Source organism: Candidatus Zixiibacteriota bacterium (assembly GCA_040752815.1).
In the GTDB taxonomy this organism is placed as follows: Bacteria; Zixibacteria; MSB-5A5; order GN15; family FEB-12; genus JAGGTI01.
On sequence record JBFMGC010000016.1, the window covers coordinates 1 to 14,812 of the forward strand.

Here is a 14,812-nt window from a genome sequence, read left to right on the forward strand (position 1 = left end):
TCGCCCGCGCGGCTGCTTTTGCTATCGGGTTGACCGGACAGAGCCAGTTTGCCGGTTCGCTTGCCGACTCAGCGCGCTCCGGGCCGACGGCTGTTGCTGCAAACGCCCTAAAGTCGGCCGGTCGACTGGCCGACAGCAGCATGACCGCTGTCCACGGCGTTATCGCCGGATACCTGGGCGACGCCGCCCCCGAAGTGCGCGAGGCGGCCGGCCTGGCTCTGTTTTACGCTCGCGCCAAAAGCGCCGCCGAGGTGATTATCCCGCTATTGGAACGCGAGACCGATCCCGTGGTCCAGCGGGCGGGCTTGTTTGCTCTGGCCAGGTTGGGGGTGGCCACGGCCGGGCCGACTTACTCCCGCTACCAGGCTGATCCGGACCCGGAAATCAGAATGCTCGCCGTGCAGGGGCTCGGCAAGGCCAACCTGCCCGACCGGGTTCGCCTGATCGCTCTCTCTCTCAACGACGACGACAAAAGAGTCACCGCCTCAGCTATCGCTGCCCTGCAAACTACCGGCGATTCTGCCGCCACGTTCTATCTCGCCCGCAAGCTGGAGACCCAGTCAGATGAAACGCTGATTGTCGCCTTGCTCGGCGCGCTGCAGGCGCTGAAAAGCGATAAGGGTGTCGCCACGGCGGAAACGCATCTCTCATCCGGGTTGTCCGACAACGTGGTAGCCGCCGCTATACGCTATCTCGCGCTGATAAAGAAGGACCGTGTGGTCGGTGTGGTTGATTCGCTTCTCAGCACGGAACCGTCGCCCCGCGTGCGGGTCGCCTGTGCCGATGCTTTCGCGGAGGTTCGTCACTCCTCGGTAGTGCCGCGTCTCGCAATGCTCTTCAAGGATGAGGATCCGCTGGTACGCGGCGCGGCCTTCGAGCATCTGGTCGAACTTGACTCGACCCAGCGCGATCTGTACATCAAGATCGCCTTGGACGATCCGGATCTGATGCCGGTGGTGCTGGCGCTCGATCAGATCGGCCAACGCAAGTTGGTCGGCTACCTCCCGCAGGTCGAGGCGATGATGGCCGATGCCAAAGAGCTGGATATTGATATTCGTCGCGGACTAATCGACGTGATCGGCCGGTTTGTCGATTCCCTCGGGACCGACACCACCATGGCGGAACTGCTGATAAAGGGGCTGTTTGATCCGGAGTACGTGGTCAGGCGCCAGACCAACGAGCTGTATCTGGAGAAATTCGGGCGCGACCGCGCCAACATGGTCACGCCGGCCGAAACGCGTATCTCCGAACGCCGGCTCGAAACCGCTGTCGGTGATAAGAAAGGCAACCCGGTGGCCATCGTTCAGACCAGCCGCGGCGATATCGAAATCGAACTGCGCCTGGATATCGCGCCGCTCACCGTGCTCAATTTCATCGAGCTGGCCAAATCCGGGTTCTACGAGGGCCTCAATTTCCACAGGGTAGTTCCTAATTTCGTGGTGCAGGGAGGCTGTCCTCGCGGCGACGGCTGGGGCGGGCCGCCGTATTACATCCGCTGCGAATATTCCGATCTGCCGTTCGAGCGCGGCACGGTCGGTATAGCCACGTCGGGGCGCGACACCGGCGGTTCGCAGTTCTTTATCTGCCACTCGCCGCAGCCGCATCTGGACGGACGTTACACCGTGTTCGGACAGGTGCTGTCCGGCATGGATGTGGTCGACCAGATCGTGGTCGGCGATACCATCGAGAAAATTATCATTCGGGAGAGCTAAATCATGTATGGATACAGGCTAATCCTGTCGGCGGTGCTGCTGGCCCTGCCCCTGGGCGTGCTGACAGCACAGGACCCCAGCGGAATCGAGCCGGAGGCCCTGATCGAGCGGGTTCTCGCGGTAGACAAAGCGCAGCGGGAGCAGCTCCGAGATGTGACCTTTGACGCCGAGTATATCGAGCGCGAGGAGTCAGACGAAGGTCCTAAAGAGAAGATCCGTTTAGAGAAGAAAGTCTATATCAAGTATCTCAACGATACCGCCTGGTACGCCGAAGAGTATCTGGCCTTCTATGAAGAGGGCCGGCAGAAGAGCGAAAACGACCTGAAGAATGAAGCCGCCGAGCGCACCGAGAAGAAGAAAAAGCGCAAGGCGCAGGATATCTCCTACCCGATGCTCAAGCCGTTTTACTCGATCGCCCGCCCGCTTTACGATATTCAGTATCTCGGCGTGGCCGACGAGCGAATCGAAAACCGGATCTGCCATCACTTCACGGTCACGGCCAAAATCCCCGAAGACAGCCTGGTCAACGGGCATTATTACTTCGAGGCCGAGAACTTCCACCTGGTACGCGTCGATTTCACGCCGTCGAAACCGGTCAGGAAGATGATGTTCAAGCTCAAGACGCTGGACATGTCGATCTTGTACGGCCCGGGCCCCGATGAGATCTGGCTGCCGAAACAGTTCGATATCCGCGGCAAGGGGAAGGCGGCACTTTTCATTGGCGTCAATTTCGCCGGCACCGAATATTACCGCAACCCGCAGATCAATACCGGTCTGCCGGAGTCATTGTTTGAGGCTGGCCATGACGACTGATCGAGGCTTCAAGGAACATATCGTCAAAGTGAACATCCCGGCCGGAACCAATTTCATCCTCGGGATGTCGCACTTCATCAAGACGACCGAGGACTTGTACGAAACGCTGGTAACCGCGTCGCCGTCGCTCAAATTCGGTCTCGCTTTCTGTGAGGCGTCGGCCAAACGGCTTGTGCGTTCCGACGGCAACGATGCGGAGTTGATCGAGCTGGCGGAGAAAACGGCGTTCGATATCGGCTGCGGGCACACGTTTATGGTGTTTCTGCGCGACGGGTTCCCGATCAACGTGCTGGGGCGGATTCGTAATATCGACGAGGTCTGCCGAATATTCTGCGCCACCGCCAATCCGCTGCAGGTAATTGTAGCCGAGACCGACCAGGGCCGCGGCGTACTAGGAGTTATCGACGGCCAGACGCCGCTGGGAATCGAGGGCGAAGAGGACAAGCGGGAGCGGCTGACGTTTTTGAGGAAGATAGGATACAAGCGCGGCTGATTAGTGGTGGCCCGCTGGCCTGCCATATTTGGTGGAAGGACACGAATCTAAGTACGGACCGCGCCTACTGACTTACAACACCAACGGAGTTGCACCATGCGCTTTGAACTGGAACGATCTGAAACCGAAAAGCTGGTAATCGAAAGCAGTCAATACAAAGGGCACGACCTGGTGTCGCTGCGAATATACTTCCTGAGCCAGGAGCAAGAGTGGCTGCCGACCAAAAAGGGCGTGACCTTCCGCCGCGATCAACTCGACGAGGTGCTCGGTTTTCTAAATCAGATCAAGGACGAGTGAATAGTAGGTCGGGACCTTCATGGTCCCCGACATCGTACCGGTGTCGGCAGCTGTGCGCCTCGACTGCGGAGAAAGAAAAACCCACCCGTTGGGTGGGGGTACCGGTTTAGATCTACAACTTTCATCCCAGGGCAAGCCCTGGGGCACCGGGATGGACAATTGATATAATTCCAATCTCCCGCATGTTAGTCTTCACCACCAACAAGAAACGCCTGGTGCGGCATTTCCGCAAAGACCCGGTTCTGTTCGGGTATCATATCGGCGACCTCGATGATTTCTTTTTCCCCGACTGCCTCTGGACAACGCTGGTCGGCGAACATGCCGATATCGGCGATGTCATCCTCACCTACGTGGGAGGCGATACTCCCACGGTTCACGCGTTCGGTCTGGGCAATGCGTTCGAGACACTGCTTCGCGAATACCTGCCGATCGCGCCTAAGCAGTTCTACTGCCATTTCCAGAAGCAGCATCACGGCGTATTCCGAGATTTCGCGGACGAATCGCCGCTGGGCACTCATCTGAAGATGAAGCTCGACCCGGCAGCTTTCACGCGATATCAGGCAGCAGCGATTAGTGGCGTCGGGCGACCCGGCCCGACGCAGCTTAGTAGGTCGGGACCCCGCCACCACCATGATGGTTGCTCTATTGTTCGCCTTGACCCGTCGCACGAAGCGGCATTGCTTAACCTCTATGCTATCGCCTATCCTGATAACTACTTTACTCCGCGCATGCTCCAGACCGGCAAGTACTTTGGATGTGTCCACAACGGCTCGATTATCGCGGTCGCCGGAGTGCATGTGGTTTCCGATGAACACAAAATCGCCGTGCTGGGCAACATCACCACTCATCCGGATCACCGCGGACGCGGCCTGGCGACCGACATCACCAGCGCGCTGGTTGCAGAGTTGGCGTCCGAAGAGAAGCTGGTCTGCCTGAATGTTAAGGCCGACAACGCACCGGCACTCGCCTGCTACCGCAAGCTCGGCTTTGTGCCGGTGCACGAGTACGAGGAATCGTTGTTCGAATTGAGGTAGCTGCGTTGATTGAGATAGGGCAGAATTCCAACGGCGGCGGACCGCTGGCGTCAGCGAGCGACCGGCAATTCTGCCAACCATCATCAGTGTCTGGTACATGCCACACGCAAGAAAAAACCGGCCCGCCGTGAGGCGGGCCGGCCGCGTGATGCATGGGAGTCCAATCCCAGGAGTATTTCTTTCGCGTCCGCCTACAGCTCGTTCCAGATGAACGTGTACCAGCCGCTTGTCAAGGTTCCGCCCACGTTAGCGTAGTAGCTCTCGATCATCAGCTTGTACACATTGCCGCCGGTTCGAATCAGGTAGACATGCTCGTCCGACAGAAGCTGGTGCATCGGCGGGCCGGTGTAGGTGTACCAGTCGGTGAGGGCGGAACTCGGGTTGTCGGGGAACAAGGGCGCTACTGGCTGGGTCGTGAAGGCATCGATGTCGGTCCGGTCGTCCAGCTCCGTGTAGGCGTCGAACACGGCACACTCGCCCGTTCCGTTCGGACCGGAATTCTGCATAACAATGTAAGACGAGAATGCCAGGTCCCACTCCGTAGAGTTGCTTGGCGTGGCCGGAGTGACAACCGAGCCCGAGGAGAAGTCAAAATAGGCAGTGCCCATCTCCACCGGGATCGCCGCTGTTGTGGTCGCACCGCTCAGATCGCGAGAATCGGCAGTCGGTTGGTAGTAGTAAGTAATGTAAACCGTTCCCATATCCGGCGGCATTCCGGCGCCTACCAGTGAGTCGATTTGAAACTTGATGTAGTTGTCGCCCTCGGCGTCGACCATCGAATAGACATACCTGTTGGGTATCAACTGGTGCAGCGGCGGGCCGGTGTAGGTGTACCACGGATCGACTTGGTACTCGATCACATCCTCCATCCACATCGCACCGGCGGTGTCTGCCATGGTCACCGCCTTAAATGCCATCACCCCCAAATCGGCGCCTACGCAGTCGCCTGCATTCGACGTGGAGCTGCCGCCGTTGAGTTTAATCACTTCGCGCCGGAATGCCAGATCCCAGCCGGTTGCCGTTCCCTTGGACAGACCGGACGTAGTTGTGTCCTTGGTAGTAAACGAGAAACCGTTGAAGTCAGTGTAGCTGGAGGCGTCCACTTTCGAACGCCAAAAACCGCTGTCGACCCAGGTCGACGTGGCCGTGTTGTTGGGCCGGTTGTTCGGGCCGGTCGGATTGTCGTCGTCCGAACATCCGGCGACCACGGCCAGCGACAACAGTGTCGCCAGTGCCAAAAGTCTCTTCATCAAAAAAGTCCTCCTAAGGGTTGTATTTGTCAATTGCTTAATTTCCAGTCGTATTTCATGCCGGCGAAAACGGTAAAGCCGGGCCAGTAGCCGTAGTTCACATCAACCTGGTCGAGCAGGTTTTCCAGGCGGACATAGGTCTCAAGCCCGCCCATGCGCTTGAAGAAGTTAAGGTTGAGAGTCGTTCGCGAGGGAGCGTATCCCGGTTCGCCCTCATTGCCTCCCGTGTTCGAGCGCGGCACCCACAGTTTGCGAGACTGGTACGTGCCCCAGAACGTGCCGCCTATCCCCCACTTGTCACAAAATCCGGTGAGGAACAGTTTGGCGGTGTGGGCGGGGCGATTGACCAACTCCTCGCCCGTGCCGAGGTTGAGGCTCTTCAGGTAATCGTATGAGAACGAGAAGTCGACATTCGATGACAGCCGCACGCGCGACTCCCATTCTATCCCCTGCGTGACGGCCCGGTCGATGTTCTGATAGACGTAGATCCCGCGCCAATAGGTGGGGTTGCTCCCGATCATGACGAATTCGATCAGGTCGTCCAGGTGGTTATAGAAATAGGTGATGCGGTGCATGCCGATCGCGCCGTACGAAAACTCGGCCGATATCGACGCGTTGAGCGAGTTCTCATCTTTGAGCGGCTTGAAATCGAGCCCTGCACTGCGCGCCAGGCTGTCGACCGCCCCGACCCGCCCGCCATACACAATATAACCGGCGGCGGTGTGATCGAAGGTAAAGTACTGCTGCTTTATCGACGGCGCCCGGAAACCGTAGCCGGTAAACCCGCGAAGTTTGAGCTGCTCGTTGGGCTGATACATGATGTTGATCGACGGGTTGGTCTTCCCGCCGAATGAACTGTGGTGCTCATAGCGCACGCCGGGCAGGAAGGTCCACTTCTGGTGGGGGCTGTATTCGTATTGCAGGTAGGCATCGCCGGCCTCGTCGGCTTCCTTCTCGCGGGCCAGTTCATTCGATTTCAGGTCCTGGTGGTTGTAATCGAAGCCGTAGGTGGCCACATGATTCTGGCCGATGACGTAATTCGAGCTGTACGAGGCCTCCAGAAAGACGTCTTCGGTTTTCGACGTATCCACCCAGGCGCCATACTCACGCTCTATCTTGTTCCACTGGTGGTCATAATAGGTGCCGTAAAGGCGAAACTTCATCGAGTAGTGTTCCCCGGACAGATAATCGAGCACCAGGGAGCCGTCGTAACGGTTGTTGGTTTCGTCGTCATCGTAGACCAGCAGCAGATTGCCCGGCCAGACTTCGGATTCGATCCAGTTCTTGTTCTCGAACATGAGCCGGGTCGAGCCGGTGACATTCCATCGCTCGGAGAGCTTGCGGCGGAGCTTGCCGTCCAGATTGAGCCGTTCGATCGCGTCCTGGCCATTTGTGTGCGGAGTGGATTTGTCCAGATCGAACCCGTCGGTACGGTAGTACTTCGCGCCGATATTGGCGCCCCAGCGATTGTTGCTGAATTCGGCCTGGAGGTCCGGATTGAACGTGGCGTGTGTCCCGTAATCTCCACGGAACGCTAACCCCCTGGTGTGTGTGTGCAGCTTTTTAGTGATGATGTTAATGACACCGCCCATGGCGTCCGAGCCATAGAGGGTCGAACCGGTTCCCTTCACAATCTCGATCTTCTCGACATTCGACAAGGCGAACTGTCCGAGGTCGAGCGAACCGTTCACCCGCCCGACCGCCCGCTCACCGTTGACCAGCACTAGGATCCGGTCGTTCTGTATGCCGCGAATAGTCGCCCCCTTGCCAGAGAGATCATCATTGATAGTGATGCCTATCGAAGACACCAGAGCTTCATCGACCGTGGTGGCGCCCGTGCGCTGGAAATCACGCCGCGTGACTACCTCGGTCTGAACCGGCACTTCTTTGAGCAGGTGCGGCGAACGGGTGCCGGTAACGACTACGTCGTCAAGCACCCACGGCAGCGGTGTGAGGGTGATGTCAAGTTCGGTATGGCCCTGGACCTCAATCCGCAGCGTATCGCTGCGATCATAGGCGACATGAGTAGCGAGCAGGCGATAAGGGCCGTCAGGAAGCTTCTCGAAAGCAAAAAGCCCCTGGCGGGAGGTTTCAATGACCGTGTCCAGCTCGACTATCCTTACATTTGCGCCCCAGATGAGATTCCCGGTTTCGGAGTCGAGCATGCGGCCGCTCAGTGAGCCGGCGATCGCCGACCCGGTGGTCAGCGAGATTGTCGCCAGAGTTGCCGGAACGAGGGAACATCGCATATTCAAATCCTTTATCTCCGCTTTATCCGGCGGGAATTATAGAGTTTTTGGGATTTCTTATGTCACGATATTGTCATGATCCGGGTTTTTCGTCCGCTGAGGCATCTGTTGTGCTGCAAGAGGTTACACGCTATGATCGCCCCCGCCAGCCACTAAGTTTGTGAAAGAAAGAACATGGAACGGCACTTTAGAGTACCGGCCAGGGGTCCCACCGATCTGGCGGCTCACCCGTGATGTACTTCACGCATCAGGTGGCCCACCCGCTTGCGGGTGGGAACCGGATAACTCTCTCACAGCAAGTCTCTAATTCAAGCCTCGATTTCATTCAATCGCGCGCTGCGCGACCGCGTGGGGTTGTGCCCTGACACCAGCCAGGCTGATTGCCCTGCACGCGTCAGTTCACACCCCTTTTGCCTTGTTGAACGGTCAAGGCAAAAGGGGCAGGAACTGACGTAAAGGCGCTTGGGGCCTTCTGGCTGTGGTGCGTGGTGGAGCCTGCCCCCGACTCGATCGGGGGTCCTCGTCCACCACGGGACCGCCCCATGACTCAGCGTGAGAACTTCCGCGCGGCGCGTTCGAGCTCGGGTGTTGTCAGGTTAGCAAGCTTGCGGCGGATAAGAGCGAGCATACGGTTATCGAGCTTGGCCAGCTTGCGGGCGAAACCGCCCGATTGAATCTCCTGGAATAAGCGCTCCATGCGTTTGCGAGTACCCCGATCTATGATCCTGGGTCCGGCCCCGAGCGAGCCAAGTTGAGCGGCCGGCGATATCCGCGAGAGCATTCCGGCGATCCCATGAGTCTTGATCAGGGCGACAATCAGGTCCAGTTGGTAGGCAACTTCGAGATAGGCGTTTTCAGCATTCCAACCGTGTTTGCGCAGGGTTTCGAAACCGGATTTTACCAGCATCGCTAAACCGCCGCACAGCACCGCCTGCTCGCCGAACAGATCTCCGACCGCTTCCTTGGAGAAACTGGTTTTCACCAGATTCTTCCTTCGAATTCCTATAGCCTGTGCCAATTCCAGCGCGGTCTTTGCCGCCTTACCGCTCGGATTCTGGTGCACACCGACGAAAGCCGATAGCGACCGATCGGCGAGAAACGCCTCTCGAACTGCATCACCCGGCGCATGCGGTGCTATCAGGATCACATCGGCTCCTCTGGCCGGCTTGAGCAGACCAAAATGCACGGAGGTACCATGCAGGAACCAAAGCGTGACGCCGGGGGTGAGGAGGGGGGCGATGCTTCGACCGTAGACACCAGCGTGCAGATGATCGGGGAAGGCAAAGCAGATAATCGACGCGTCCTGTACAGCTTTCGGAATTGTTGTGACTGTCAATCCCTCTTTGCGGGCGCGGCTCCGGGAGTGGGATTTCGGACGAAGGCCGACCACGACCGAATATCCGGCGTCTCTCAGGTTTCGGGAGATCGCCCGTCCCTGTGACCCGTATCCGATAACCGCCACCGATTTAGCTTTTCGCGAGCGCGCCATAACGGTAATATACTCCTGAGGCCACTGGCCGCAACCGGCGTGAATACCCATGGACGCTTACCATCAGCAGATGCTCGATTTGGTTAGGGCCGCACTCAACGAAGATATCGGCCCCGGCGATATCACCTCGCTCGCCTGTCTCGAACCGGCGCGTATCAAGGCGGAGATCATTTCCAAGTCCGACGGCGTCCTTTCGGGTGTGGAGCCGGTTCGGCTCGCTTTTCATCTGGTGGACTCGGCGAATCGCGTGAACTTCATCAAGCGCGACAGTGACCGCTTCAGGCGCGGCGAGCGGATCGCGGAGATCGAGGGGTATAATCAGACCATCATGACCTCAGAGCGGGTGGCGCTCAATTTCCTGGCACACCTGAGCGGTATCGCTACTCACACTGCTCGGTTTGTGGAGAAACTCAACGGCACCACCTGCCGGCTGCTCGATACCCGCAAAACCACACCCGGCCAGCGCCTGCTCGAAAAACGGGCGGTGCTTCACGGCGGTGGGAGCAATCATCGAATCGGCTTGTATGACATGGTGCTCATAAAGGACAATCATATTGCCGCGGCCGGCTCGATCACCGAGGCGGTACGCCTAACACGAGAGTATCTCGGTTCGGTCGATTGCCGCGAGCAGTTTGGTGCGGTAGGTCCGATTGAAATCGAAGTCGAGGTTACGAACGAGAAGGAGCTTGAGCAAGCCATAGCGGCCGGAGTCGATCGCCTTTTATTTGACAATCAATCATCGGAGGCGTTGGCTGAGTTGGTCGCAAAGGCGCGCTCGATTAAGCCGGCAGTCAAACTCGAGGCCTCCGGGAATGTCACGCTGGATAATGTCGCCGTCGTGGCCGCGACCGGGGTCGATTTCATCTCAACTGGAGCGATCACCCACTCGGCGCCGGCGGTCGACTTCTCCTTGCTCGTGGTAAACAGGCTCCCGTGAAACAGGCCGAACTCGACAACCTCACCGAAAGACTGATTGCTTACGTCCGAAGAAAGCCGGGGCAGTATTATGCCTGGGGCAAACTGTCCTCGCGGTTGCAGGTCGACCGAGCGGCGCTCACCCAGGCGCTTGCGATGGCCTCGGGATGGGAATACAAGTTGAGGGCGAACCGCACGAGAGGTGTGAAGTTCGTCGCTCCGCCCGATCTGATGACCGCAACCGAGATACTCCACGGTCTGAAAACCAAATGGCTGGGTCACGCGGTGCACACTTTTGGAAGTGTCACGTCGACCAATGACGTCGCCGCCAAGCTCGCCGAGGACGGCGCGCCGGAAGGTGTCATTGTCACCGCCGAAGAGCAGACCCGGGGGCGGGGGCGTCTTGGCCGCAAGTGGTACTCGCCGCCAAGGACCGGCATCTATGTCTCAGTCATTCTGCGCCCGAGAATCCCCCCCGAAGACGCGCCCGGCCTGTCGGTCATGACCGCAGTGGCGCTCGCTGATACGCTGCACAAGTGGAAACCGGGCCTGGTGCAGATCAAGTGGCCGAACGACGTCTGGATCAATGGCCGCAAGACTGCTGGCATTCTAACTGAACTGTCCGCGGAGCGGAACAGGATTCATCATGTGATAGTGGGGGTGGGAATAAACGTCAATCATCGCGCGACTGATTTTCCCGAAGAACTTCGACCACTCGCCACGTCGGTGGGCCGCGAACTTCGTCGCAAGGTTAACCGGCTGGGTCTTCTCCGCTCATTTCTGGCCAGATTCGAGAGAGAGTATTCTGCTTACCAGAAACATCGGCTCAGAAAATCTCTTCTCCGCGTGCGCAAGTACTCGGCGCTTCTCAACCAGACCGTGACAATCCAGTTCGGCCAGACTCGGCAATCCGGGAAAGCGAAGGACATCGCGCCTAACGGGGCGATGTTGCTCGAGACCGGCGCTGGCATACAAACAATCACGGCAGGGGAAGTGACGGTGGTGCGGGGGTAGACGCTGCCGCTTGCTCGCGTGCCGCAGATTCGTTACCCTTCCCCCATGTACAACGACACCGTCATGGACCATTTCCAGAACCCGCGCAATACGGGCGACATGCCCGATCCGGACGGACTCGGCCAGGTCGGCAACCCGGCCTGCGGCGACGTGATGCGGTTGTATATCAGAGTGGTGGACAACCGGTTGGTCGATATTCGCTGTCAGACGTTCGGCTGTGCGGCGGCAATCGCGTGCGCGTCGGCGGCGTCCGAAATGGTCATGGGGAAATCGCTCGACGAGGCCTTCAGCCTGACGCGCGATCAGGTGGCCGCTTATCTCAACGGCCTTCCGGAGCACAAGATGGCCTGTTCCAATCTCGCCCCGGATGCCGTCCGCGCCGCAATCGAGGACTACCGGGCCAAGTTTACCAAGTGAGAGATGGATTTCTCCGCAGCTTCGGCGGGGTGACTCAGACATCGCCGATCTGGTCGGGGACCACAGAAAGGACGAGACCCCATAGGCGGTAGCTTAGGCCTCGTGCGTGGTGGACGTCCTCGTCCGCCACGTCCCTATCGGACTTTTTCAACCAAAAAAAGAGCCCCCGGTGGTCAGGCGGGGGCCTTAGGTCTAACTTCGCTGGGACAATTTGCCCAACAAGGTCAGCCATCACATAGAGCAAACCCCGTGCCTCGGCGGCTTTCGATCTCACAGCTAATTCTATGACATACAATTAGTTAGGCGCAGAAACTGCGTCGAGCCGCGCCGCGGTGACTAGTTGTGCAACCCTGTTCAGGTTTTGAACAGTGACGTGCGGCTGGACTGTGTCACTTTAACTGACGGAGCTACCCTATGATGATGCTGTCGCAGGGCTTTAAGGTGCCCATTCGAGTGGCTGGAACGGTCGCGGCGTGGCATCATCGTTCATAGACTCCTGGGGTGCCTTTTCCAGGCGGCATATCAGACATTTCTATTCTGCGTTGGCAAAGAGTGCAAATTGCCTTGACCTTGAATGGGGTTCTGCTATATTCGAAAGCTGTTTTAGAAGCAGGAAGACATGAAGAGAACATTTCAACCATCGAATCGCAAGAGACTGAACGATCACGGCTTCCGCGCCCGGATGGCGACGAAGAACGGCCGCAAGGTGCTCGCGCGCCGTCGGGCCAAAGGCCGCAAACGTCTGGCGCCATCGGTTGGTCGGAAGAAGTAAACTGCCGCGCTCGGCCAGCCTCAAGCTTCGGGCCGAGATCAATTCTCTTTTCGATAAGGGGCAGCGATTTCCGACCGATTTTTTTACCCTTATCTGGCAGCCGGCCACACAGTTCAAATATGGCGTGTTTGTCGCAAAACCCCTCGGAACAGCCAGCCGTCGCAACCGGATCAAACGCCGCTTCCGCGAAGCGCTTCGGCTCAGCCGACAGGCGCTGTCGGTTCCCGGTTTCGTGGGGCTTTTGCCTCGACCGGCCCACGACGAGCCGCCGATGGAGCGATTGATTGACGATGCCAGCCGGATATTCGAGCAGATCAGCCGAGGCAGGTGAGCGTCCCGGCTTGGCGACCTGGCCGCTAATCGGGCTTATTTTATTGTATCGCATGCTCTTGGCGCCTGTACTGCAGAGCTGGTTCGGGGTCGGGTGCCGCTTTTATCCGACCTGTTCCCATTACGCCGAGCAAGCCCTCCGCAGGCACGGAGCATGGCGCGGGAGCATCATGGCCATCAGGCGCCTGGGCCGGTGCCACCCGTGGCACGAGGGAGGGTTCGATCCGGTCAGATGACCTGATCCCACCAAACCGCCGGGCCCGAGCGGGCCGCCGGCAAACAAGGATGTGGTAGTGGACAAGAAGTCGATCATCATTGTCGTAATCCTCGCCATCATAGTCATCTTCTACTGGCCGATTCTGGAGAAGCTCGGCCTGATCGAGCCGACCCAGCCGCCGGCGCCCACTGGCGACACGCTGTCGGTTGCGCCCGCTGAGGCTCCCGGAGTCGTCTCACCACCGCCGACTTCTTCATCGGACACCACACAATCTGCCCAGCTGATGACCGCTACGGCGGACTCGGTCAAAGCGGACACACTGGTCGTGCAGACCAACAAGTACCAAATTACCATGACCACCCGGGGCGGCGGGCCGATATCGATTCTGCTCAAAGACTACACTTACCGAGATGGCCGCCTGGTCGAGTTGATTCCTCACGCCGACCAGGCAACACTCGCCGCCGCTTTCAACAGCGCCACTTTCTCAACCACGGCCCTTCCCTTCGTATGTAACTTGCCTGGCGGCGAACATAGCGCGACCGATCGGCCGGTCGAAGTGGTTTACACTTATTCGGCCAACGGCGCCACTATCGAGAGGCGGTTTCTGTTCCGCCCGGATGACCATGCCTTTGATCTGAAATTCAGTGTCGATCAACCGTCGCGGTTCGGTTTCGAGCGCGAGTACCAGCTCGGATGGAACACACCGCTGGAGCCGACCGAGCCGGATCTGCAGGACGATTGGACGTCGATGCAGGCGGCAGCCATGATGGCCGGTTCGAGAGAGACTCTCGATGGTTTCGATGACGGCGTCTTGCGGGAGAGCATCGACGGCCAGGTGACCTGGGCGGGGGTGCGCTCCAAGTATTTTGCGTCGGTGCTCATCGCGCGCAGCCGCCCGGCCGAGGGTGCGTACGCCAACGGCCGCGAGCACGACGTCATCCGCTCCGACGGCGGCATGCTCAAGGAGCGGCGCATCACCGCCGGCCTGAAGATGCCGTTCACGGCGGCGAGCCCTATCGTAGATAGTTTTACCGTTTTTGCCGGACCGCTTGACTACATGATGATGTCCGAGTACGATGTCGGCCTTCAGGACATGCTCGATATCGGCACTACCCCCTATGTCGGCTGGCTCATCAAGCCGTTCGCGCTGGCGATCATGTGGATCCTGCCGATTCTCTACAGCGTCGTTCCCAATTACGGAATCGTCATCATCCTGTTTGCGCTGATCGTCAAGCTCATCACGCTGCCGCTGTCGATGCGGTCATTCAAGTCGATGCAGGCTATGAAAGAACTGCAGCCGAAAATCGAGGAGCTGAAGAAACGCTTCCCCAAAGATCCGCAGAAGCTCAACCAGGAGATGATGAAGCTCTACAAGGCACACGGGGTCAACCCACTCTCGGGCTGCCTGCCGATTCTGCCCCAGATGCCGTTGTTCTTTGCGCTCTTCTCGGTCTTCCGCTCGACCATACTGTTGCGCAACGCGCCGTTCGTCTGGTTTATCGATGACCTCTCGCGCGGGGCGCAGTCGTTTACCGATCCGTATATCATCCTGGTAGTACTGATGGTGGTGGCGCAGTTCTATTCACAGAGCCTGACCATGGCTACCGGCCAGCAGAACAAGATGCTCTTGTACCTGATGCCGCTGCTGATGGGTTTCATCTTCTATAAGTTCGCCGCCGGGTTGGTCTTATACTGGACCAGTTTCTCACTATTGTCGCTGGTGGATTATTTCCTGTTCCGGAAGAGCAAGAACCACGAAGTCAAGACGGCCTGATCGGTATGCCCGCGAAAAAAAAAAGAGTTCTCCGGC

General features: G+C 58.5%; 15 protein-coding genes. 12 read left to right on the forward strand and 3 right to left on the reverse strand.

The window, feature by feature from the left end:
- The 5 genes from AB1772_05910 to AB1772_05930 form a co-directional block, all read left to right on the forward strand.
- On the forward strand, nt 1-1,712 hold a 1,712-nt coding region (locus AB1772_05910; GenBank protein MEW5795878.1), incomplete at its 5' end, for a peptidylprolyl isomerase.
- A gap of 3 nt (nt 1,713-1,715) precedes the next feature.
- Nucleotides 1,716-2,525, forward strand: a complete 810-nt coding sequence (locus AB1772_05915; protein MEW5795879.1) for a hypothetical protein — start codon at nt 1,716-1,718, stop codon at nt 2,523-2,525.
- Nucleotides 2,515-3,018 (forward strand): adenosine-specific kinase, encoded by a 504-nt coding sequence (locus tag AB1772_05920; protein MEW5795880.1) that lies wholly within the window; start codon nt 2,515-2,517, stop codon nt 3,016-3,018. Before AB1772_05915 ends, AB1772_05920 begins: the two co-directional genes overlap by 11 nt.
- 96 nt (nt 3,019-3,114) lie before the next feature.
- Nucleotides 3,115-3,315, forward strand: coding sequence for a transcriptional coactivator p15/PC4 family protein (locus AB1772_05925; protein MEW5795881.1), 201 nt, complete (start codon nt 3,115-3,117; stop codon nt 3,313-3,315).
- Nucleotides 3,316-3,497: 182 nt separating this feature from the next.
- On the forward strand, nt 3,498-4,349 hold the full coding sequence (locus AB1772_05930; protein MEW5795882.1) for a GNAT family N-acetyltransferase: 852 nt from the start codon (nt 3,498-3,500) through the stop codon (nt 4,347-4,349).
- A 191-nt stretch (nt 4,350-4,540) separates the two neighbouring features.
- Here AB1772_05930 and AB1772_05935 read toward each other — a convergent pair whose 3' ends face one another.
- The 3 genes from AB1772_05935 to ilvC form a co-directional block, all read right to left on the reverse strand.
- The gene (locus AB1772_05935; GenBank protein ID MEW5795883.1) at nt 4,541-5,599 is read right to left on the reverse strand and encodes an HmuY family protein; all 1,059 of its coding nucleotides are present in this window, start codon (nt 5,597-5,599) and stop codon (nt 4,541-4,543) included.
- A 29-nt stretch (nt 5,600-5,628) separates the two neighbouring features.
- A complete protein-coding gene (locus AB1772_05940) occupies nt 5,629-7,848 on the reverse strand; it encodes a TonB-dependent receptor (GenBank protein MEW5795884.1) in 2,220 nt (739 codons plus the stop codon).
- Nucleotides 7,849-8,395: 547 nt separating this feature from the next.
- Nucleotides 8,396-9,337, reverse strand: a complete 942-nt coding sequence (gene ilvC / locus AB1772_05945) for a ketol-acid reductoisomerase (protein ID MEW5795885.1) — start codon at nt 9,335-9,337, stop codon at nt 8,396-8,398.
- 49 nt (nt 9,338-9,386) lie between these two features.
- Here ilvC and nadC point away from each other — a divergent pair, with 49 nt between their 5' ends.
- The 7 genes from nadC to yidC all read left to right on the forward strand — a co-directional run bounded on the left by nadC (nt 9,387) and on the right by yidC (nt 14,776).
- On the forward strand, nt 9,387-10,274 hold the full coding sequence (gene nadC / locus AB1772_05950) for a carboxylating nicotinate-nucleotide diphosphorylase (protein MEW5795886.1): 888 nt from the start codon (nt 9,387-9,389) through the stop codon (nt 10,272-10,274).
- A complete protein-coding gene (locus AB1772_05955; protein ID MEW5795887.1) occupies nt 10,271-11,266 on the forward strand; it encodes a biotin--[acetyl-CoA-carboxylase] ligase in 996 nt (331 codons plus the stop codon). The genes nadC and AB1772_05955 overlap by 4 nt, the downstream gene beginning before the upstream one ends.
- A 45-nt stretch (nt 11,267-11,311) precedes the next feature.
- Nucleotides 11,312-11,683 carry an iron-sulfur cluster assembly scaffold protein gene (locus tag AB1772_05960; GenBank protein ID MEW5795888.1) on the forward strand — a complete coding sequence of 124 codons (372 nt, stop codon included), beginning with the start codon at nt 11,312-11,314 and terminating at the stop codon, nt 11,681-11,683.
- Nucleotides 11,684-12,302: 619 nt separating this feature from the next.
- Entirely contained in the window at nt 12,303-12,455 is a 153-nt protein-coding gene (rpmH, locus tag AB1772_05965) for a 50S ribosomal protein L34 (GenBank protein MEW5795889.1), read from the forward strand.
- Nucleotides 12,439-12,786, forward strand: coding sequence for a ribonuclease P protein component (gene rnpA, locus AB1772_05970; GenBank protein MEW5795890.1), 348 nt, complete (start codon nt 12,439-12,441; stop codon nt 12,784-12,786). The genes rpmH and rnpA overlap by 17 nt, the downstream gene beginning before the upstream one ends.
- Complete coding sequence (gene yidD / locus AB1772_05975; protein MEW5795891.1) at nt 12,746-13,021, forward strand: membrane protein insertion efficiency factor YidD; 276 nt, start codon at nt 12,746-12,748, stop codon at nt 13,019-13,021. The genes rnpA and yidD overlap by 41 nt, the downstream gene beginning before the upstream one ends.
- A 57-nt stretch (nt 13,022-13,078) precedes the next feature.
- Nucleotides 13,079-14,776, forward strand: a complete 1,698-nt coding sequence (gene yidC / locus AB1772_05980) for a membrane protein insertase YidC (GenBank protein MEW5795892.1) — start codon at nt 13,079-13,081, stop codon at nt 14,774-14,776.
- The last annotated feature ends 36 nt before the right edge of the window (nt 14,777-14,812 follow it).

Bases quoted from the DNA above. Each gene is read 5' to 3' on its own strand.
- AB1772_05940 (MEW5795884.1), bottom strand. From the start codon at position 7,848: ATGCGATGTTCCCTCGTTCCGGCAACTCTGGCGACAATCTCGCTGACC.
- nadC (MEW5795886.1), top strand. From the start codon at position 9,387: ATGGACGCTTACCATCAGCAGATGCTCGATTTGGTTAGGGCCGCACTC.
- rpmH (MEW5795889.1), top strand. From the start codon at position 12,303: ATGAAGAGAACATTTCAACCATCGAATCGCAAGAGACTGAACGATCAC.
- yidD (MEW5795891.1), top strand. From the start codon at position 12,746: ATGCCAGCCGGATATTCGAGCAGATCAGCCGAGGCAGGTGAGCGTCCC.
- ilvC (MEW5795885.1), bottom strand. From the start codon at position 9,337: ATGGCGCGCTCGCGAAAAGCTAAATCGGTGGCGGTTATCGGATACGGG.
- AB1772_05925 (MEW5795881.1), top strand. From the start codon at position 3,115: ATGCGCTTTGAACTGGAACGATCTGAAACCGAAAAGCTGGTAATCGAA.
- AB1772_05960 (MEW5795888.1), top strand. From the start codon at position 11,312: ATGTACAACGACACCGTCATGGACCATTTCCAGAACCCGCGCAATACG.
- AB1772_05935 (MEW5795883.1), bottom strand. From the start codon at position 5,599: ATGAAGAGACTTTTGGCACTGGCGACACTGTTGTCGCTGGCCGTGGTC.
- AB1772_05930 (MEW5795882.1), top strand. From the start codon at position 3,498: ATGTTAGTCTTCACCACCAACAAGAAACGCCTGGTGCGGCATTTCCGC.
- AB1772_05915 (MEW5795879.1), top strand. From the start codon at position 1,716: ATGTATGGATACAGGCTAATCCTGTCGGCGGTGCTGCTGGCCCTGCCC.
- AB1772_05920 (MEW5795880.1), top strand. From the start codon at position 2,515: ATGACGACTGATCGAGGCTTCAAGGAACATATCGTCAAAGTGAACATC.